This window comes from Hyalangium minutum (genome assembly GCF_000737315.1).
Classification (GTDB): Bacteria; Myxococcota; Myxococcia; order Myxococcales; family Myxococcaceae; genus Hyalangium; species Hyalangium minutum.
This window is the reverse complement of record NZ_JMCB01000009.1, coordinates 180,130-201,347: the sequence shown is the minus strand read 5'-3', so window position 1 is coordinate 201,347 and position 21,218 is coordinate 180,130. Positions and strand designations below refer to the sequence as shown.

Below are 21,218 nucleotides of genomic sequence, written 5' to 3'. Positions count from 1 at the left end.
TCGAATGTGCTGGAGTCAACAGTGCTCCTGGGGTCGCGTGCAGCCAGCCTTCCGTCCGCGATGTCACGTCGCGGCTGCCAGCGATACCCATTGAAGAACGACGCAGCGCGTGGTCCGCCTTGCGGGCTTCCCTGACCACTCGTGCATCTGCCGTGCAGGTGGCGGCGGCCCCAGGAGCGCAGTGGTTTCGACGCGCGGGGCCGCAGCCCCGGGAGAGCATGGGAATGGACCTGGTGGGCCTCCTCCTCGAGCTGAAGCCCCTGATGGCGGACCCTGAAGCGAACTTCAAGCGCATCACCGCGCTGCTGGAGCAGCACCAGAATCTGGCCGAGTACGAGGTGGCGCGCTTCTACGTGAGCCGCCAGTGGCTGGCGCCGGTGGGGCGCATGCTGCGCAGCGTGGACCCGCGCGAGCGGCACCAGGGCACGCAGCAGATCCCGCTGCTCTTCGCGCGGGCAACGGCCTCGGCGCAGCTGCGCCGGTTGGTGAAGGACCCTGACAAGCAGGTGGCGGGAGCGGCGCGGGCCGCGGTGCACAAGCTGGGGCTGGCGGATGTGGCGCCGCCGGACCGTCGCTTCAAGCCGCCGCGCCACCCGACGCCCCAGTCCCGCGGCGGCTGGAACCCCACGGGCTGGAACTTCGGTCTCCCCATGCGCTGGGGAGGGCGCCCCAAGAAGCAGCCTCCCTTGAAGGGCAAGCTGCCCAAGCTGTCCACCCGGAAGGATGTGGCGGAGCTGGTGGGCGTGCAAGAGGAGGAGCTCGCCGCGCTGATGCGGCCGGGCACGGAGGCGGGCTCGGGGTACGTGGAGTTCGAGGTGCCCAAGCGCTCGGGCGGGGTGCGCCGCATCTCGGCGCCTCGGGCGAAGCTCAAGGAGGTGCAGCGCGCCATCCTCGAGAAGATCCTGGAGCAGATGCCCACGCACGACGCCGCGCACGGCTTCGTGAAGGGGCGCTCCACGGTGAGCAACGCCGAGCCGCACACGGGCGCCACGGTGGTGGTGCGCGTGGATCTGGAGGACTTCTTCCCCACGGTGCACTACCGGCGCGTGAAGGGTCTGTTCCAGGCGCACGGCTACGGTGACGAGGTGGCCCGCACGCTGGCGGGGCTCTCCACGCACCGGCCGAAGCTGCCGGATGGGACAGTGGTGTGGCCGGGAGCACTGCCGCAGGGAGCGCCCACGTCTCCGGCGATCGCAAACCTGGTGTGCCGGCGCATGGACGCTCGGCTCACGGCGTTGGCGAAGAAGGCGGGTGCCACTTACACGCGCTACGCGGATGACCTGTCCTTCTCCTTCGAGAAGCCGCCCGAGAAGCTGGGGCGCTTCCTGTGGTGGGTGAACGCCATCCTCCAGCAGGAGGGCTTCCTGGAGAACGCGCCGAAGCGGCGGGTGATGCGCAAGAACTCGCGCCAGAGGGTGACGGGCCTGACGGTGAACGAGCAGGTGTCCATTCCTCGCGAGGAGCGCCGCCGGTTCAAGGCGATCCTGAACAACTGCCGCAAGCACGGCGTGGAGTCCCAGTCGCGGGGCCGCAAGGACTTCTCGGGCTGGCTGCGAGGCTACGCAGCGTACGTGAAGATGGTGCACCCGGAGCTGGGCGAGCGCTGGCAGCGCGAGGTGAAGGAGCTGCTGGGCGAATGACGCGGCCTCCTCCCGAGCTGCTGATGTGGAAGGTGAACGCCGGGAGCGAGCTGGGGCCGGTGCTGAGGCGATTCCGGTCGGGCCTGAAGGTCTGACCCGGGGATTGTCAGAAGTCCGCACTCCTGTCGTCATGGGGCCTCCGGAGCCCACGGCACCAGGAGCACTCCCGAGTGAACGCTGTCCAGACGCTGACCCAGAAGTCGCTGGCCGAGTATCTCCTCCACGTCGCAGTCATCCGGCCGGTGTTCATCTGGGGGCCACCGGGCATCGGCAAGTCCTCCATCGTCCAGCAGTTCGCCAAGCAGGTGGGGCTGCCGTGCGTGTCGTTGCTGGGCAGCCAGCTCGCGCCCGAGGACCTCATCGGTGTGCCGCAGATCGTCGACGGCAAGAGCCGCTTCTGCCCGCCCACGATGATTGCCCGCAGTGAGCCCTACTGCCTCTTCCTGGACGAGCTGAACGCCTGCTCGCACGAGGTGCAGAAGGCCTTCTACAGCCTCATCCACGAGCGGCGCATCGGCGAGTACGAGCTGCCCCCGGGCTCCATCGTCATCGGCGCGGGCAACCGGGCGCAGGACAGCGCGATCGTCAAGCCCATGTCCTCGGCGCTCATCAACCGGATGATCCACGTGCAGCTCCAGGCCTCGCACCAAGACTGGCTGGAGTGGGCGCATCAGGCCGAACTCCACCCGATGGTGCTCGACTACATCCGCCTGCGGCCAGACCACCTCTGGAGCAATCCTCCCAAGCACGAGGAGCCGTTCTCCACGCCGCGCTCGTGGCACATGCTCAGCGACGCCCTCAAGGAGTATGGCGGGGACGTGCCGGACGCCACGCTGGAGGTGCTGGCTTACGGGTGCCTCTCGCCCGTGCACGCGGGGCAGTTCAAGGCGTTCGTGAAGCAGGCGCGCAGCAAGTATCGGCTCAACGCCATCCTCCGGGGCGAGATGGGCTGGCCCCACGCGCCCGAGGATCGGGATGTCCTCTACTTCCTCTCGCAGTCGCTGCGGGCCCAGCTCATCAAGGAGCTGCCGCGTACGCGCGAGGCGCTCGCTGAGCACCACCGCGAGCTGGCGCACCGGGCCAAGGCGCTGATCAAGAACCTGGCGGCCATCAGCTTCGAGATGGCGCAGATGGTGGTGGCACGGCAGGACGGCGAGGGGCTGCCGGATTGGCTGCTGCTGGAGATCGTGCGCGATCTGCCTCGGCTGGTGGAGCGCAAGGATGGCGCGTAAGGAGGACAAGAAGCGCGGAGGAGATCCCGCCACTGAGGCCTTCGAGCAGGCCGTCGGCACGGTGCGCGCCCACCCCATCTTCGGCCCGCTGATGTGGCGTGCGGCTGTGTACCGGCGCGAGAGCACGCCGTATCCGCCCAACGGGTGGATGGTGGTGGGCCCGGGCGGAGTCCTCTACGCGCATCCCAAGCGGCGCGGCTCGGTGGAGGAGTGGGCCTACGTCATCGCCCACTGCCTGCTGCACCTGGGACTGGGCCACTTCAAGCTCGTCCCCGAGCCCGTGGCTTGGCAGACGGCGTGCGACTGCTTCGTGGCGCGCTTCCTGAAGGATCTGAAGTTTGGACGTCCGCCGGAGGACATGCTGGTGGAGCTGGACTTCGGCTCCAAGAGCGAGGAGCGGTTGTACGAGAGCTTCGTTCGCGACGGCATTCCTCCCAAGCTGGCGGGCTGCGGGGCGGCGGGCCCGAACTCTTACGACATGGTCGATGTGGGAATGGCCAGTACCCGCCAGGAGCAGGACTGGGAGAAGCTGCTGGCCCAGGGGCTCGTGCAGGCGGTGGACTCGGCGGTGGAGCTGGCTGCGGGGCTGCGGCAGTCCATGAGTCCGCGCGAGCGCGTGCACACGGAGGCCTCGCGGGCGCGCTCGTGGTTCATCTCCCGGTTCCCCCTGCTCGGCTCGCTCGCGGCGCACTTCACTCTGGTGGAGGATCCGCTGGTCTGTCAGCGGATGCAGATCACCGTGGCGGCGGTGGACGAGGAGGCGCGGGAGATCTACGTGAACCCCTCGGCCGGGCTGTACGAGGGCAGCGCTCGCTTCGTCATCGCGCACGAACTGCTTCACGTGGGCCTGCGTCACCAGTCACGCCGCCAGGGGCGGGATCCCTATCTGTGGAACGTCGCCTGCGACTACGTGGTGAACGGCTGGCTGGTGGAGATGGGCGTCGGCGAGCTGCCGAGCTTCGGCGTCCTCTACGATCCCGAGCTCAAGGGGCTGTCTGCGGAGGCCATCTACGATCGGATTGTCACGGACGTGCGCCGCTACCGGAAGCTGGCCACGCTGCGCGGCTACGGGCTCGGGGACATGCTGGACGGGACCACTCCCGAGTGGTGGCTGCACGGCGATGGCATGACGCTCGATGCCTTCTACCGGCGCTGCTTGTCGCAGGGACTCGCGTACCACCAGTCCGAGGGCCGGGGCTTCCTGCCTGCGGGCCTGGTGGAGGAGATCCGCGCACTGGATCAGCCGCCCATTCCATGGGACGTGGAGTTGGCGCAGTGGTTCGACGCGCACTTCTCCCCGCTGGAGAAGCGGCGGACGTACACACGGCTCAGCCGGCGCCAGTCGGCCACCCCTGACATTCCTCGGCCGCTGTGGGTGCCTCGGGAGGAATCCCAGGAGGGGAGAACCTTCGGGGTGGTGCTGGACACGTCAGGCTCCATGGACCGCAAGCTGCTGGCCAAGGCGCTCGGGGCCATCGCGAGCTACAGCTTGGCGCGGGACGTGTCCCGGGTGCGGCTCGTCTTCTGTGACGCAGTGGCGTACGACGAAGGCTATGTCGCACCCGAGGCCATCGCCGAGCGGGTGCGGGTGCGCGGCCGAGGTGGCACGGTCCTCCAGCCAGGGATCGATCTCTTGGAGCGAGCCGAGGACTTCCCGAAACAGGGGCCCATCCTCATCATCACGGATGGAGAGTGCGACCGGCTTCAGCTCCGGCGCGAGCACGCCTTCCTGCTGCCGCAGGGGCGGCACCTGCCCTTCGTGCCCACAGGGCGGGTGTTCCGCATCGTCTGATCCAGCAGGGGATCAGGCAGGCGCTCGCCTCACGGGTCGCTGCCTCCCATGGGCAAGGAGCGGGCAATGGGACCCCGGCGATCGTCACGGCAGAGCCCTGGGAGGCCCTCGGGCACACCCCGATCGGGGCGTGCGCAGAGGGGGCGCTCGGGCCGCACCGCGCGACCGAGGACGGGGACCCGGGTCTCGGCTCCTTCGCTGGCGGCGGAGCGGCTCGTGGTGGTGAGGGGCACGCTGCCTCGTTTCTGGCCGGTCCCCACGGCGTCGGAGATCGAGGCGATTCTTCGCATGACCGACCCGGTCCTGCGCAACCTCCACATCACACACACGTACCATGTCCTGACAACCGCCCTGACGGACTTGCTCGGGGAGGAAAACGTCTCCTGGTGCGCGCACGCCACGTGGGCCTCGAAGACGGCCGGGTTCTTCATCCGCAAGGAGGTGGTGCCCTCTCTGAGCCGGGAGATGCTGGACCGCGCGGACTCGCTCACGCGGAGCGTGGGAGGGCTGCAGGCGGAGTTGCTGGGCTCGTGGGCGGCGCCCTTCGGCATCCAGACGGTGCTCACGCGGGCCATCCAGCAGATCGCGGACGAGGTGGCCCGGCACGTCGCTCGGGGCAATCTCCTGGTCTTCGAGGAGCTCGCGCCACTGTTCGTGGCCATGATCGAGCACTTCTCGGACAGCGAGCAGTACGAGCAGGCGACGCTGGATCGGTTCCTGGGCAGGCTCTCGCGGGGGCCAGTGTCTCGTGAGGGACAGGATCTGCTGATCCGGGCCTTTACCCACTCCTACGAGGCCATGTTCGAGCAGGACACCAAGGCGCGGGCCGAGCGCATCTTCCTGGCCAACGCGCTGGTGGGCTACCACGAGCAGACCCGGCTCCAGGGGCCGATCCTGGGCGCGCTGCATGCGCCGCTGCGGCAGGTGGTCCTCGATCAGGTGGTGGAGCTGATGGGGGTGACGTCGGCGCGCAAGGGGAGCCCGTTTCACGAGATGTCGCTGAAGGCCGCCTTCAGTCCGCTCGCCGGCAAGCTGGAGCGGCTGTGGCGGGAGCTGATGACGCGATCGCTGATGCGGCTGGAGCTGCCGGATGTGACGCTGCGGCTCGGGGAGGACATCCCGGCGCTGAACGCCGAGCGGGACTTCCCGCCCACGCTCGCGCGCTTGGGGCACCCGGAGCTCGTCTCGCTGATGGCGACGCTGGACCGAACACCGAACGATACGGCGGGGAGCGCGGCGAGGGACTGGGGCGACCTGGGGGATCGGATGAACCTCATCGTCGATCTCTTCCGGACGCGGCAGCAGGACCGGGTGCTCTACGATCAACCCTTCACCTTCATGCAGGTGGAGGCGCTGAAGCAGGGACGGGTTCCCCACGGCCGTCTGTGACGGAGTAGGGTGCGAGGCAGGTTATCGACTTCCACTCTTCGGTTCAGGGAGCGCCCACCATGAAGCGGCTGCACCGCAAGGATCTCTACTGCTGGTCCACATTCGCCGAGCGGCTCGACATCGACTTCAACGGCTTTGCCTGGATCCGCGAGGGCGGCAACGTCCTGATCGATCCACTGCCAATGTCCGAGCATGACCGCAAGCACCTGCGGGAGCTGGGCGGCGCGGCTTGGATCGTGGTGACCAACTCGGCCCATGTGCGCGGCGCCAAGGAGATTGCCGCGGAGTTCGGTGCCAAGCTCGCGGGGCCCGCGGCGGAGCGGGAAGGGTTCCCCGTCCCGTGTGATCGCTGGCTGCAGGACGGGGACGAGGTGGTACCGGGGCTTCGAGTCCTGGAGATGGAGGGCTCGAAGACTCCCGGTGAGCTGGCCTTGATGCTGGAGGACACGACGTTCATCGCGGGCGACCTGCTGCGCTCGCACCGCGCGGGCGAGCTGATGCTGCTGAAGCCCGAGCAGAACCTCAAGGATCGAGCCAAGGCGCTGGCCTCGCTCCGGCGGGTGCTCTCCTATGATCGATTGGAGGCCCTGCTCGTGGGTGACGGCTGGTGCGTCTTCCGCGATGGGCGGAAGCTGCTGGAGGAGTTCCTCACCTCCTCGGCAGCCTGAAGCGAAGGCTATTCTTCGAGCAGGTGCGTCCAGAAGGACACGAGCTCCCAGACGTCGCCCCACTGCGCACTCCGGTCAACCTCGGCGTGGGTGATCAGCGGAGTCGCCAGCAGGTGGACCTTCGTATGAGGCCGCAGCGCCTGGGCCAGCAGTGAGGCCTCCACGGCGGGGATCACCGTGTCGTCCGCGCCGTGCAGCAGATACACAGGGGCTGACGGAGGAGGGGAGCGCTCCGGCGACACAGAGGGGTCTGCGGCAAAGTCCTGGACCAGCGGCAGCAACAACGGTCCCAGGGACGCCACATCCCGCGTGTTGACGTACCCCATCAGGCGAGAGGCGGGCTCGGGCAACTGGCCCTGCATCCTACGCGCCTCCTCGAACGTCTCCTCCGCCCGCTTCGCGTCATGAAGCGTGAGGTGCGAGGCTCGCAGGAACGTTCGGATGCCCGTGCGCAGTGGCTCTACCTGCTCCGGGGGCACCAGCCGGTCGGCGACGTTCATGAGAATGACCACCACCCCGTAATCGTGGGGCTTCAGCGGACGGCCATCCGGCAACACCCCCGTGCACAGAAAAGAGAGCACACGCGACAGATCGCCATGCCCGCCCAGCGAGAGCACGGCGGCCACCTTGTCCTTCAACTCAGAACGCCCCGCCGCGACGATCGAGAGCCCCCCGGAAAAGCTGATGCCAAACAGGCTGACCCTTCCGTCGGGAGCGAGTTCTTTCTGTGTGGAGAGCCACGCTGCCGCGTCCTCGATCATGTCCGGGAGCCGAGGGGTGATCTCGTAGCGGAGGAGATCCGTGGGCTCGGGCGTGAGGACCACCTGGCCACCCGTGGCGAGGTCCTTCGCCAGCTTCACCAGCCGTGGCTCATCAATACCGTCCGCGTGGACTCCCGATGTGAGCACGATCGGGTGTCCCCGTGCTTCCCGAGGACGGTAGAGCCGGGCCCTGAGCGGCCCATGGCGCGAGGGGACCTGGAGATCGGACACCTCGAACGGCCCCGTCTGCCATCGGGCCAGCGACGTGGCCCACTCCTCCTGCATCCCCGAGGCCCGGACCACCAGCGAGAGCCCTCGCAGGTACCGCGGCCCGACCAGCAGGCTCGCCCCGAGCACTGCGGCCAGAACTCCCAGGAGCGCCGCTCGGAGCTTGCGCCGCATGCAGTGCCAACCTTCAGCCGAACTTGTAGCCCTTGGGCACCACGACGATGCCGTTGTCCGTCACCGTGAAGCCGCGCGCCTTGTCCTGCTCCAGGTCATGGCCGATCTTCGTGTTCGGCGGCACGCGCACACCCTTGTCGATGATGGCGTTCTTGATCTGGGCGTGGCGGCCGATGTCCACCTCGTCGAAGATCACCGAGCGGTACACTTCCGAGTACGAGTTCACGCGCACCCACCGGAAGAGGATGCTCTCGCGCACCACGCCGCCGGAGATGATGCAGCCGCCGGCAATCAGCGAGTTGAGCGCCCGGCCCACCCGATCCCCGGCCTCGTGGACGAACTTCGCTGGCGGGCTGTACTCGTTCGCCGTGCGCAGCGGCCAGTGCGGGTTGTACAGGTCGAACTCCGGGTTCACCGAGACCAGGTCCATCGAGGCCTCGTGGTACGCCTGCAGCGTCCCCACGTCGCGCCAGTACGTGTTCGGCGCATCCCGCCCCGGGATGGGGTTGCGCGTGAAGTCATACGTCTGGATGTGGTACCCGTCCTTCAGCGCCCGCGGGAGGATGTTCTTGCCGAAGTCGTGCTGCGAGCCCTCCTCGCGCGCATCCAGCTCGAGCAGGTCCTGCAGCACCTGCCGCCGGAAGATGTAGTTGCCCATGCTGGCCAGCACCATGTCCGGCCGGCCCGGGATCGTCTTCGCGCCCTCCTTGGGCTTCTCCTGGAAGTCCGTGACGCGGCCGCGCTCGTCCACCTGCATGATGCCGAAGCGGCTCGCCTCGGCCACCGGTACCGGGTAGGCGGCGATGGTGATGTCCGCGCGCTGGGACTCGTGCGCCTCCTGCATGTGCGCCACGTTCATCTTGTAGATGTGGTCGCCGGAGAAGATGGCCACGTGGTCCGCCCCGTGGTTCTCCACCAGGTGCAGGTTCTGGTAGATGGCGTCCGCCGTGCCGCGGTACCAGACGGGCCCCAGCTCCTCGAAGCGGTACATCTGCGCCGGTACCAGCGTGATGAAGTAGTCCGACAGGAACGTGCCGAAGCGCCAGCCTCGCTGGATGTGCTCGGTGAGCGACTGCGCCTTGAACTGCGTCAGCACGTAGATCGAATAGATGCCCGAGTTGATGAAGTTGTTCAGCGCGAAGTCGATGATGCGGAACTTCGAGCCGAACGGCACCGCGGGCTTGGAGCGCCGCGACGTCAAGGGGGCGAGCCGGGTTCCCTGGCCACCGGCCAGGATCATTCCAAGGATGCGCTTGGCCATGAGCGACCTCCAGAGGTCGAGGGGGAGTGAGGCGGGCCTGCGCAACGGAGGATTGACGAGTTACGGCCTCCCTTCAACTAAACCGACGGCAGGAGGGGCCGCAGCGCCTGATCGAGCGCATCGGCCTTGAACGGCTTGATGAGCAAAGGGCGTGTCATCCCGGAGACGAATTCCTGGGAGGCGGGGGTATAGGCTCCACCCGTCATGAAGATGACGCGGCGGGCCATCTCCGGCGCAAGCTGGCAGAGCTCTTCATAGAACTGCCGGCCGGTCACCTCCGCCATCATGAGATCGCAGAGGATGGCGTCGTAGTGGTGGCCCTCCTGGATCCAGAGCAAGGCCTCGCGTGCACTGGAGGTGTAGACGGCCTCGTGAGAGAGGCTCAGGAGCATTTGCAAGGTCTCGCCGAACTTCGGCTCGTCATCCACGATGAGGATCCGCCCCCCCTGGAGAGCGGATGGGGGCGCCGGGTGAGAAGCTCGTTCTCTCGTGAGCGCCGGTGGGGGCGCCGCAGCGGGGAACCGGACGGAGAAGGTGCTTCCCCGGCCCAGCTTGCTCTCCACAGTGAGGGTCCCTCCCATCTGCGACACCAGGCTGTGGCTGATGGCGAGCCCGAGCCCCATGCTATGGCTCGGCGCCTTGGTGGTGAAGAAGGTGTCGAAGACGCGATCGAGGATTTGGGCGGAGATGCCTTCGCCCGTGTCCTCGACCTGCACAAGGACCGTGTCCTCCTCGGTGCGCACGCGCAGGCGGATCTCGTGAAGGGAAGCCGCGCCTTCCGGGATGGCTTGCGCCGCGTTCACCAACAGGTTGAGGAAGACCTGCCCCAGCTGGGCGGAATCGGCGGTGATCTCCGGAGCCTTGGCGTAGTCCCGCACGAGCGTGGCGCGGTGGCGGATCTCGGCCATGGCCATCTTCACCGACAGCTCCAGCACCTGCTGAACGTCAACGCGCCCCTTCCTCGAGGCGGTGGGGCGGGCGAAGGCGCCCAGATCCTTCACGATGTCCCGGATGCGCTCGGCGCCCGTCTGGGCCTCAGCCAACGCCTTGAGGGCCCGCTCCGCGGGGGGACGTCCCTCCAGGGCGCCTGGCGGCCGTGACACCTCAGCCTCGGGGGCCTGGGACTGCAACGTGAGCGTGGCGAGCGTGAGGTTCCCCATGAGGAAGGCCAGGGGGTTGTTGATCTCGTGGGCAATGCCCGCCGCGATCGTGCCCACTGTGGCCAGGCGCTCGGCGAGGCTCAGGCGCAGCTGCACCTGCCGCAGCTCGGTGATGTCGATGATGGCCGTGCGGCACATGCGCTCGTGCGGCCTCCCGTCCTGGAGCGGGGCGCTGTAGAGCCGGACCTCGAACTGGCTCCTGGCGACGCGCAGCCGCAGCTCCGTGCTCAACGTCTCGCCCGCGATGCACTGGCGCACGTGCAGCAGGAAGCGGCTCACGTCCTGGGGATCCACGAAAGGGGTGAAGGGCAGGCCTTGGAGAAAGGTGCGATCCTGGCGCAGCAGGGCCGCGCCCGTCAGGTTGAGATCCTGGATGCACGCGCGCTCATTCAGGCTCACGCAGGCCATGGGCGCGAAGTCGTAGAGCTCCATGTAGCGGTTGCGCGACTCCTCCAGCGCTTGGTGCGCCTCCTGGAGTTCGCGGTTCTGCAGTTCGAGTTCCAGCTGGTGGCGCTGCAGCTCCCGCAGCAGGTGCTTCAGCTCATCCGGCGCGGTGGGATTGCACTCGAGCGAGTGCACAGCCTGCTCCACTTCCGCGCGCGACATGCTCCGCTGGTTACCCATTACCCCCCCCACACACACAGAGAGGGGAGCTTAGTCACGCGCCCCTTCTCCAGGCTAGTCTGATTTACCTGTTTTTATCGAATTGTTGTTTGTTTGTTATGTCCTCGATGGAGAGGAGGATGTAAGGGCTTCCCAGCTCATCGCTGGAGATCCGGCGGGCGTTGAGGAGCATCCGCCGTTTCCCGATGGTGTAGAACTCGTGCTCCATCACGAAGTCCTGAAGGTGGGTGTTGAGCGGGAGGATCTCCTCCAGGAGTTGTCGGAGCCGGGGGATGTTCCACTGTCCATTGCCGAGCGCGTACAGCGGGCGCCCCAGGGTCTGCTCCTGCTTGATGTGGAAGGTGGAATAGAAGGCGGGGTTGGCGTTGAGCACGTGCAGGGCTGCGTCCAGCACCAAGAAGGGCTCGCGCATCGTCTCCACAATGGCCTTGGCGTACTCCCGGGTCTTGCGCACGTCGTCGAGGCTGCGCTTGAGCCGGTCAATGTCCAGCAGTGTCACCACGGCGCCGTCGATCCGGTTGTCCAGCGTCTTGTAGGGCCGCAGGCGCAGCGAGTACCAGTGCCCGTCGCGGTCGCACACCTCTTGCTCGACGAGGGTCAGGCGCTCGATGACTTCGGTGAGGGCGGCCTCCAGATCAGGCAGGGAGAGGCTGCCCTGCACATCGCGGATGGGCCGCCCGATGTCCGTGGCGGACAGCCGCAGCACGGCGGCGGCCATGGGCGTGAAGCGGCGGATGCGCCGCTCGTTGTCCACCATGACGGTGGCGATGTGCGTGCTGCCGATCAGGTTGTTCAGGTCGCTGTTCAGCTGGCTGAGCTCGAGGTTGCTGTTCTCCAACTCCTCGTTGACGGTGGTCAGCTCCTCGTTGGTGGACTGGAGTTCTTCCTTGGCCGTCTCCAGCTCCTCATTGGTGCTCTGCAGCTCTTCGTTGCTGGACTGGGTCTCCTCGGTGGCCGTGCGGAGCTCCTCGTGGGTGGCCTCCTGCTGCGCCAGGACGGTCTTCAGGTGCTCCTGGGTCGTGAGCAGCTCCTCGCGCAGCCGCTCGAGCTCACTCTGGGCCGCGCTGGATCGGCCGCGGCGGGCGGAAGCCCGGTCTTCCTGGGGCTGAGTGGAAGCCACCTCCTGGACCTCCTCGAAGAGCACGAGGAAGTACGGCTCACGCCCGGCGGTGACGGAGGACAGCGGGTGCACCTCGAGGTTGACCTTGCGCAGCGTGCCTTCGGCGGGCAGGACCAGCCCCTCCTTGCGGACGCGACGGGCGCTCTTCTTCGCCTCGTGGAGGGCCGAGCGCAGATCCAACGCCAACCCCTCGCGCACCAGCTTGAGGAGGTTGAGGCTGGCGGCGCCTGGGATGAGCTCGAGGTACGGGCCGGTGTGGCCCCGGAAGTGGAGGATCTCCAGCTCCCCGTTGACGATGACGCCGGGAGGTCCGTACCGGGCCAGGACCAGGCGGTTCGCCTCTCTCTGCAGCTCCTCGGTCATGGTCGTGGGCTCGTGCTTGCGCCGGGAGGGGATGGGCTTCTCCGCGTGGGCGTCGCGGTAGCTGAAGAGGACTCCCGGCCGGGGGGAGACGTTCTTCTTCCGGTAGATCTTGCAGCGCTTGTCCACGAGGGAGAACAGGTCCGCGGAGCTGCCCACCGTCTCCGAGGAGCCGAGCACCAGGAACCCCCCGGGGCGTAAGGCGTAGTGGAGGATGGGCATGACCTTCTTCTGGAGCACGGGCCCCAGGTAGATGAGGACATTGCGGCAGCTGATGAGGTCGACCTGGGAGAAGGGCGGATCGCTCACCAGGTTCTGCTGCGCGAAGATGCACAGGCTCCGGACGGCCTTGGTGATCCGGTAGCCGCCGTCGGTCTGCACGAAGAAGCGGTGCAGGCGCTCGGGCGAGACACTCGAGGCGATGGACGCGGGGTAGATGGCGGTGCGGGCCTGCTCGATGGCGGCCTCACTGAGATCCGTCGCGAACACCTGCACGGGCGGAGGCGCGGCGGCCGGCCCCAGGAACTCCAGCAGCGAGATGACGAGGGAGTAGGCTTCCTCGCCGGTGGAGCATCCAGGGACCCAGATGCGGAAGGGGAGCTCCTGGGGCCGGTTCTCGAAGAGCTGAGGGAAGATCTTCTGCTGGAGCACCTCGAAGGTGGCGGGGTCCCGGAAGAAGGCGGTGACGTGGATGAGCAGATCCTGGTGAAGCAGCTCGAGCTCCTCCGGGTGCTCCCGCAGGTAGCGCACGTAGTCGCCGAGCTGTCCTACCCTGCACAGGCTCATGCGCCGCTCCAGGCGCCGATGGATGGTGGTGGGCTTGTAGTGGGTGAAGTCCACTCTGGCCGTGCTCCGCAGCAGCTGGAAGATCTGCCCCAGCTCTTCCTGGGGCATCAGCAAGGGAGAGGCCGTGGCAGAGGCCGAGGACCCAGGGGAGGGGGCCGTGACGTTCGCGAGCTGGGCGAGGACCTCCGCGATGCCCTCGGGTGGCAGGACGTGATCCACACAGCCCGCGGCGATGGCGCTCCAGGGCATGCCATCGAAGTCGGCGGAGGCTGGCTCCTGGACCAGGGTGGTGCCGCCCGCCGCGTGGATGGCTTGGAGCCCCTGGGTACCATCCGTGCCCGTTCCAGAGAGGATGACGCCGATGGCCCGGCCCGGAGAGGCCTGTGCCAGGGAGGTCAGGAAGTTATCGATGAGATGCCTGCGCTGCCCAGGAGCCCGGCGCGCCTTCAGGCGCAAGGCCCCCTGGGCGAAGGTGATGCCCACGCCCGGAGGACTGACGTAGACGTGGTTGGGTTCGAGATCGAGGCCATCGGTGGCCTCCAGGACAGGCATGGCCGTGGCCTTGGCCAGCAATCCAGCGAGGATGCTCTCGCGGGCCGGGGCCAGGTGCTGCACGATCACGAAGGCCATGCCCGTCTGCGTGGGCAGGTGCTTGAGCAGGGAGAGGAAGGCGGGCAATCCGCCCGCCGAGGCGCCGATGCCCACCAGCGGAAAACGCTCCGGGTAAAGCATGGCTTCCGTCCTGCTTCGCTGGGCCGATGCCGCCGATGGCCGGGGAGCCGATCGTTTCTTCACCCGTCTTCCTTCTTGGCGCTGAGAGGCGCCCATCATGGGGGTCTTTGCCGGGGGTTGGCCGGAGGACTTCAGGCCTGCCTATACCAGGGTGATGGCCCCATGGGTCGTGGAGTGAGGCTCTCCCGTCCTAAACCGGCGGCAAGAGCGGCCGGAGCAGCTGCTCGAGCTCCGTGTGCTTGAACGGCTTGATGAGCAGCGGGTGGGCCATCCGCGAGACGAACTCCAGCGAGGCCGGGGTATAGGCGCCCCCGCTCATGAAGATGACGCGGCGGGCCAACTCCGGCGCGCGCGAGGTGAGCTCGTTGGAGAACTGCTCGCCCTGCATCTCGGCCATCATGAGATCGCTCAGGATGGCGTCGTAGCGGTGGCCCTCTTGGAGCCAGCGCAGGGCCTCGCGGGCACTGGGCGTATAGGTGGCGTCGTGGGAGAGGCCCAGGAGCATGCGCAGCGTTTGGCCGAAGTGGGGCTCGTCATCCACGATGAGGATCCGTCCGCGTCGGACCGGGCTCGAGACCGTCTTCCGAGAAGCGCACCCACCCTCTGAGTCTGCATGCTGCGGCATGGGGTCCACTGGTGGGCGAGCCCATGTCATGTCCAACGCGTGCGTCATGTTCTCCCCCCACTGCGAGTCTCAATCTTATGCACACGGCGTGGCGCTTGTCCGCCTCCCTCAGGCGCAGGCCCGCGTGACGCGATGCGCGCATCTGTCATTCACTGAACAGTTGGACCTGGCCTGCCTCGCGGGACTATGGCGCGAGGTCCGCGAGGTGCCGCTGGACGTGTGAGACGCGCGGATGGTTCGGCGCCAGATCCATGAAGAGGCGGTAGTTCTGCGCCGCCTTGTCCTGCTGGCCTGGGAGCGAGGCGTAGATGGCGCCGGCGAGCAGACGGCAATCCGCATCGCGTGGAGCGAGCGAGAGGCAGCGCTCGGCGAAGATCGCGGCCCGGTCGTACTGCTTGTTCCGGAAGAAGCGCATGGCCTGCTCGAAGGAGGACTTGATCTCACCGCTCTTGCTGGGAATCACCAGGGTGTAGGGCGAGGGGCTGGTCCACTCGGGGCCTCCGCTCGTGCGGGTGATTGCGATCTGAAGCTCGCCGGCGTTGTCGGAGGGATCGTCATCGATGACGCCGCAGAGCAGACGGGTGGCACCCGAGAGCGGGAGGCTCGTTCCAGCGCGGAGCAGGAACTGCTGGTCGCGGAAGGACGGGGTGGGGCCCTCCGTGTCCGAGAGCCTCACGCAGGCGAGCTTGTCCAGCAGGCCGCCCTGTTCTCCACGGGTGTAGGCGCCGGGATCGAGCGGCACGAGCGTCAGCAGGTACGACGAGCTGGGATCCAGGTTTTTGAGCTCGAAGGCCTGATCCGTGCTGGCCGTGGCGCTCGGAGAGATGACGACCCGCTTGCGCGTCTTGGCCCGGACGTCCTCCACCAGCACCTCTCGCTCCTGCGCTCCAGGAGGCAGGGGCTTCAGCCCGAAGGCCTTGAAGGAGGACACGCCCTTGAGCTGCAGGGGCCGCTGCGAGAGCACGCCCACGCCGTCCCTCGCGGGCAGCCCTGGGCCCGAGAGCCAGAGGAACAGCGGCGGGCTGTCCGGGGGCGGCTCGGGCTCGGAGAGACGGTAGGTGCCGCTCGGGTCCAGCGTGAGCTCCACCGCCTCGCTCGAAGGCGGGATGATGTCCTGGCGGGCGTCGAGCCGGATGGCCGCCACGGGATAGGAGGCGGAGGCGTGGGCGTGGGAAGGCTCGGGCTCTGGCTGCTCAATGGGCTCCGCACGCTCGGTGGGAGCCTCTGGGGCCTCTGCCGGAGGCGCAGTCTCGACTGGCGCCGGAGCGGGAGGCTGTGGGCTGGGCTCGGGAGCGGACGTGGTGCTCGCGATGGGAGGCTCGGAAGGCGCATCCGAAGAAGGCGCTGGCTCCCAGCCCTGGAGGAAGAGCAGGGCGGTGACGGCAGCCCCCAGCAGCGCCGCGCCGATTCCCACGCCCACGTACAACCCCGTGCGAGCTGGTGAGGTGCTGGCCCCCGGGGGGATGGCCGAGGGAGGCGCGGCTGGCGTTGGCAGCGCCACGGCCGTCATGGGCGCGGTGGTGAGCTCCCCCTTCCACTGGGCGAGCTGATCCTGGAACGAGCGCGGCACCTGCACCGTGTGCCCCAGGCCCACCAGATCCTGGCGGAACACCTCCTGGATGAAGTGCGAGAGGGACAGGGCCGAGAAGCGAGGCGTGGTGGAGTAGAGGAACTCCGTCAGCGCATCTCCGAAGGCATGGCTGGACTCGTAGCGCTGGTCGCGGTCCACCGCGAGCGCCTTCATCAGGATGGCGTCCAGCGCGGGGGGAAGATCGGGGCGGAGCGCCGAGGGCCGTGGGAACTCTCCCTGGGCGAGCTTGATCATGGCCGTGTGCGGCGTCTCCTCGGACACGGGCATCCGGCCGCACAGCAACTGATAGAGGACGATGCCCGTGGACCACACGTCCGAGCGTGCATCGACCTCCTGGCCCTGGGCCTGCTCAGGGGAGAAGAACAGGTACTTGCCCTTCACCACGCCGGGCTCGGTGTTGAAGCCGCGCAGCTCCCGGGCCTTGGCGATGCCGAAGTCGACGATCTTGACCTGGCCCTCGTAGCTGACGATGACGTTGTCCGGCGAGATGTCCCGGTGGACGATCCCCAGGGGCTTGCCGTTGGAGTCCCGGCGCGTGTGGGCGTAGTGCAACCCCCGGCACAGCTCCGTGGCGATGAAGACGGCGATGGGGATGGGGAAGCTGGGCAGCCCCGTGCGGATCGCGCGCTTGAAGAAGCGGTGGAGCGGCTGGCCGTCCACGTACTCCATGGCCAGGAAGTAGTCCCCGTCCACGCGGCCGAAGTCATAGACCTGGGCGATGTTGCCGTGGGACAGCGTGGCGGAGATGCGCGCCTCGCTGATGAACATGCGGATGAAGGCCTCGTCGTTGGCGTACTCGGGGAGGACCTTCTTGATGAGCACGGGCTTGGTGACGCCCGCCTCGCCGAGCAGCCGGGCGCGCCACACCTCGGCCATGCCTCCTCGGCCGAGGTGCGAGACCAGCTCGTAGCGGCCGAACTGTTCGCCCGTTTGGAGACCCATTCGGCGCGCATCCTAGTCGAGGACCGGCTGGGCGTCCCACGGACGTGACGCGCTGTCCCAACTCCGGGAAAGGCGGGCGGTGCCGATGGACGCCCAGGGCGGGATATCCGCGGGGGAGGACGGGCTTGGACCCGTGGCACTGGGCTTGCTCTAGCGCCGCGGGCGCATCATGCGCTGCCTGAATTCAGCCTTGGAGGATACGTGAAGCTGCATCGCCTGACTGCCGGCCTGTGCGGCCTGGCGCCGCTGGGCCCAGGAAATCCAGGCCACCCGCACGGCTCGCTGACTCCGAGAAAGCGACAGAGGCCGCCGAGCTTCCACCCGGCGGCCTCCGTTCGTTCCTTCCTCACTTGGCCTTCGGCGAGGAGACCTGCTTCACCGGCTGGTACTTGATGCCCAGCTCGTTGAAGACGAAGGCGTAGACGTCCACCTCCTCCTCGATGCGGTCCGACAGGGGCGTGCCCATGCCGTGGCCGCCTCCGGCCGCGCGCAGGAAGATGCGGCCCTTGCCGCCCGTGGCCGCTTGCATCCGCGCCACCATCTTGCGCGAGTGGAACGGATCCACGCGCGGATCGTTCGCCCCCGAGGTGAACATCACCGGCGGGTACTTCGTGCCGTCCTTCACGTGGTGGTAGGGCGAGTACGCGTAGAGCGCCTGGAACTGCTCCGGGTTCTTCACCGTGCCGTACTCGGTGGTGTTGAACTGGCCGTTGGGCGTCTGCTCCACCCGGAGCATGTCGTAGATGCCCACGCGCGCCACGACGGCCCCGTACGCCTCCGGGTGCTGCGTCAGCGCCGCGCCCATGAGCAGGCCGCCATTGCTGCCGCCCTGGATGGCCAGCTTCTTCGGCTGCGTGTACTTCTGATCCACCAGCAGCTTCGCGCAGGCGTAGAAGTCATCGAACACGTTCTGCTTCTTCGTCAGCGAGCCGTTGGCGTGCCACTCCTCGCCGAACTCCGAGCCGCCGCGCAGGTTGGCGATCGCGATGACGCCGCCCTGCTCGAGCCATGCGCGGCTCAGCTTGTTGAAGCCCGGGGTGATGGAGATGTTGAAGCCGCCGTAGCCCGTCAGCAGGGTGGGGTTGGTGCCGTTGAGCTTCACGCCCTTGGGCTTGAGGATCGTCAGCGGCACCTTCGTGCCGTCCTTCGAGGTGGCCTCGGCGCGGATCACCTCGATGTCGCTGAAGTCCGCTGGCGAGGTCTGCGCCAGCGCTGTCTTCGTCACCTTGCCGTCCTTCGCCGAGTAGCGGTACCACGCCATCGGCTCCACGTAGCTGGAGTTGGCGAAGAGGATGTCATCCCCGCTCTCGCTCTCCAGCCCTCCCACGGTGGACACCGGCAGCGTGGGCACCAAGCCCAGGTCCTGGCCCTTCAGGTCCACGCTGCGCAATTGCGACGGGCCGCCGAGCTGCTCGGTGATGTAGATGCGTCCCTGGGTGGGCAGGAAGCCCATGAGCGTGGCCTTGCCCTCGGGGACCACCACCGTGGCCTTACCCAGTGACGGCGTGCTCAGAGGCAGCCGCAGCAGCTTGCCTCGAGGCGCGTCCTTCAGCGACTTCAGGTACAGCGCGCCGTCGTGGCCAAAACGGGCCGCCACCACCTTGTCCTCGAAGCGCGACACCTGCTGCCACTGCCCCGAGGGCCCGTACAGGTACAGCATGAACTCGCCGCCGTCCCCGTTGGCCACGCGGTTGATGATGTACTTGCCGTCATGGGAGGTATCGAGGGAGGACATCGCGATGCGCGGGAAGTCCTTGCCCAGGGCGTAGGTGTCCTTCTCCGTCGGCGTGCCCACCGCGTGGTAGTACACCTGCTGGTAGAAGTTCATGTCCTCCGCCGCGCGCTCCGTGCCGCGGGGGTAGCGGGTGTAGAAGTAGCCCTTGCCGTCTCCCGTCCAGGCGAGGCTGCCGCCCGCGGTACCACCGTTCACCCGGGGCACCACCTCGTTGGGCAGCGCCTGGCCGGTGGTCACGTCGTAGATGGAGACGTCGCCGCTCTCGGTTCCATCCTTCGACAGGGATACCGCCACCCGCTTTCCGTCGGGGGACGGGACGAAGAAGTCGATGGCCGTCTTCCCGGAGGGGTCCACCGCCATCGGGTCTACGAGGACGCGCTCGCTCGTGGTGTCATTCAGCGAGCCGAGCGTCACCAGCATGGGCTGCTGCTTGGGCGGCTGGGACTTCATGGCGAAGAGGGTCGAGCCCACCTTCGTCAGCGCGAAGTGGGCGGGGGACTGCCAGGTGAGCAGCTCGGTGACGCGCTGGCGGATGGCGTCACGGCCGGGCAGCTTGTCCAGCATGGACCGCGTGTATTGGTTCTGGCCTTGGGTCCACTCCTGCACCTTGGGATCGGAGGAGGACTCCATCCACCGGTAGGGGTCCTGCACCTGGGTGTCGTGGTAGGCGTCCTCGACGGCCTTCTTCTCCGCCACGGGTGGGATCACGGTGGCCTTGCCAGCCAGGGAAGACAGGGGCAGCAGCAGCGAGAGCGCGGTCAGCGCGGGCTTGAGCTTCAATCAGCACCTCGAGAAAGGGGTGGGGCGGTGGCTCCGGGGGGCCACAACACTCTCACGCCTCATCTCTTCCCGAGCAGGCGAGTGTTCACTGCCGCTCAGCGCAGCGGCTGCGTCACGAGGGCTTCAGCGAAGCGATCGAAGACGGCGCCCGCCGAGAGCGCGGGCTGTTCGTCCATGTTGCCGAGCATCAGGGAGAAGACGACGCGAGGATGCTCCGCGTCATCCGGGCGCTCGACGACGCCGACGTAGGCCTTCTGGCTGGACAGGGTGCCCGTCTTGGCGCGGATGCGGCCCACGGTCTGGGCGGAGGTTCCACTGGCCGCGAGGGTTCCATCCACTCCCGCGATGGGTAGGCTCTCCAGGAGGGTGTCCGCGTAGGGCTCCTGGAGGCTGGTGTAGAGCACTCGCGCGAGGCCGAAGGCCGTGGCGAGGTTGTACCGGGAGAGGCCGCTGCCATCGATGGGCCGCAGATCGCGCCCCGAGATGCCGCGCCGTGTCAGCTCTTCGCCCAAGAGCTTGCGCAGATCGGCATAGCGCTCGCCACCACCGCGCTCGCGTGTGAAGCGCAGGGCCAGACGCTCGGCGTAGAGGTTGAGGGACTCCTTGTTTGTCGCCTTCACGAGCTCCGAGAGCGGAGGGCTGATGAGCTCGAGGAGGCTCTGGCTTGTGGGCTTGGCGGCTGCGGGGGCGGGCTCGCGAGCAGGAGCGGCTGCTGGGACATGTTCGAGGCCACGCCGGGTGAGGGCATCCTCGACACAGGCGGTGAAGAGGGCTTGGGGATCGTCGATGGAGAGGCGGGTCGAGTAGGCGCGTGGGCACTGGTTGGCGGAGGAGCGCCACACGCAGCGCACGCGCGAGGGGTTGTGATCGCGGAGACACGCGAAGCCGGACCGGCCGCTGGTATCGATCTGGACGAGAGTAGGGAAGGGAGCAAAGCGGGGCGACAGCTGGAGGGAGGGCTGAGCCGAGCAGGGGGCTCCATCAGCGCGCAGGAGGGAGACATCGACCACGTTCTCGCGGAAGACGAAGGGCATGGGCGCGGCGCTCATGGAGTAAGCGACGTCATCCCAGGCCCATCCAGGGCCCAGCGGCCCATCCAGGCCTGTGTCTGGAGCCTTCACTTGGAGCGCACCCCGCCACTTGCGGATGCCCCGGCCCCACATCGCCTCGGCGATCTGGTCGCAGGCCATCTCAGTCTCGGGGAAGCGCCACGAACCCAGTGAAGGATCTCCGGAGGCCTCCACCACGAGGTTGCCCTCGAAGGTGTCCCCTTGGTGCTTGCCTTCCAGGGCTACGGGGGTGCGGAAGCGGAAGTCCGCGCCGAGGGCCGAGAGCACCGCGGAGGTGGCGACGATCTTCATCGTCGAGGCAGGCAGCGAGCGGGAGTGCTCGCGGTGCGCATAGAGGGGCTCGCCCGTCTTGGCGTCGAGGACGATGACGCTCGTCAGGGCGCCCTCCTCTTCAAGGGAGGAGAAGAGATCCTCGGCGGTCTGGGCGAAGGAGCGGGAGGACGAGGCAGAGGCATCGTTCGGGCGCGTGGCGCGTGGGCACCCCGAAAGCGCGAGGGCCGCGAGCAGCAGCGAAGCAAGCGAGAGGCGTCGCATGGGCGCGGGCAGGT

Annotated in this window: 13 protein-coding genes; 5 read left to right on the top strand and 8 right to left on the bottom strand. The window is 67.8% G+C overall.

The genetic code is table 11. From position 1 onward, the window contains the following. Window positions 1-218 precede the first annotated feature (218 nt). From DB31_RS24600 to DB31_RS24580, 5 genes are all read left to right on the top strand, one after another. Window positions 219-1,640: a reverse transcriptase family protein gene (locus tag DB31_RS24600; protein WP_157232138.1), complete on the top strand. Its 1,422-nt coding sequence runs from the start codon at window positions 219-221 to the stop codon at window positions 1,638-1,640. A 170-nt stretch (window positions 1,641-1,810) separates the two neighbouring features. After that, entirely contained in the window at window positions 1,811-2,872 is a 1,062-nt protein-coding gene (locus DB31_RS24595) for an AAA family ATPase (protein WP_044191855.1), read from the top strand. Further along, window positions 2,862-4,664 (top strand): vWA domain-containing protein, encoded by a 1,803-nt coding sequence (locus DB31_RS24590; RefSeq protein WP_044191852.1) that lies wholly within the window; start codon window positions 2,862-2,864, stop codon window positions 4,662-4,664. Before DB31_RS24595 ends, DB31_RS24590 begins: the two co-directional genes overlap by 11 nt. A 288-nt stretch (window positions 4,665-4,952) precedes the next feature. Continuing rightward, window positions 4,953-6,053 (top strand): hypothetical protein, encoded by a 1,101-nt coding sequence (locus tag DB31_RS24585; protein ID WP_157232137.1) that lies wholly within the window; start codon window positions 4,953-4,955, stop codon window positions 6,051-6,053. A gap of 59 nt (window positions 6,054-6,112) precedes the next feature. Continuing rightward, entirely contained in the window at window positions 6,113-6,721 is a 609-nt protein-coding gene (locus tag DB31_RS24580) for an MBL fold metallo-hydrolase (RefSeq protein WP_044191848.1), read from the top strand. An 8-nt stretch (window positions 6,722-6,729) separates the two neighbouring features. Here DB31_RS24580 and DB31_RS24575 read toward each other — a convergent pair whose 3' ends face one another. The 8 genes from DB31_RS24575 to dacB form a co-directional block, all read right to left on the bottom strand. Next, window positions 6,730-7,884 carry a dienelactone hydrolase family protein gene (locus DB31_RS24575; RefSeq protein WP_044191847.1) on the bottom strand — a complete coding sequence of 385 codons (1,155 nt, stop codon included), beginning with the start codon at window positions 7,882-7,884 and terminating at the stop codon, window positions 6,730-6,732. 13 nt (window positions 7,885-7,897) lie between these two features. Continuing rightward, complete coding sequence (glgC, locus tag DB31_RS24570) at window positions 7,898-9,145, bottom strand: glucose-1-phosphate adenylyltransferase (RefSeq protein ID WP_044191844.1); 1,248 nt, start codon at window positions 9,143-9,145, stop codon at window positions 7,898-7,900. A gap of 77 nt (window positions 9,146-9,222) precedes the next feature. Further along, window positions 9,223-10,911 (bottom strand): hybrid sensor histidine kinase/response regulator, encoded by a 1,689-nt coding sequence (locus DB31_RS24565; protein ID WP_169787089.1) that lies wholly within the window; start codon window positions 10,909-10,911, stop codon window positions 9,223-9,225. 82 nt (window positions 10,912-10,993) lie between these two features. Then, entirely contained in the window at window positions 10,994-13,927 is a 2,934-nt protein-coding gene (locus tag DB31_RS24560; protein WP_052420204.1) for a chemotaxis protein CheB, read from the bottom strand. Between the two features lie 190 nt (window positions 13,928-14,117). After that, complete coding sequence (locus DB31_RS24555; RefSeq protein WP_044191843.1) at window positions 14,118-14,468, bottom strand: response regulator; 351 nt, start codon at window positions 14,466-14,468, stop codon at window positions 14,118-14,120. A 268-nt stretch (window positions 14,469-14,736) separates the two neighbouring features. Next, window positions 14,737-17,085, bottom strand: coding sequence for a serine/threonine-protein kinase (locus DB31_RS24550; protein WP_044191840.1), 2,349 nt, complete (start codon window positions 17,083-17,085; stop codon window positions 14,737-14,739). Between the two features lie 346 nt (window positions 17,086-17,431). Beyond that, the gene (locus DB31_RS24545; RefSeq protein WP_420806721.1) at window positions 17,432-19,546 is read right to left on the bottom strand and encodes a prolyl oligopeptidase family serine peptidase; all 2,115 of its coding nucleotides are present in this window, start codon (window positions 19,544-19,546) and stop codon (window positions 17,432-17,434) included. Between the two features lie 149 nt (window positions 19,547-19,695). After that, window positions 19,696-21,204, bottom strand: coding sequence for a D-alanyl-D-alanine carboxypeptidase/D-alanyl-D-alanine endopeptidase (gene dacB / locus DB31_RS24540; protein WP_044191835.1), 1,509 nt, complete (start codon window positions 21,202-21,204; stop codon window positions 19,696-19,698). Window positions 21,205-21,218 lie beyond the last annotated feature (14 nt).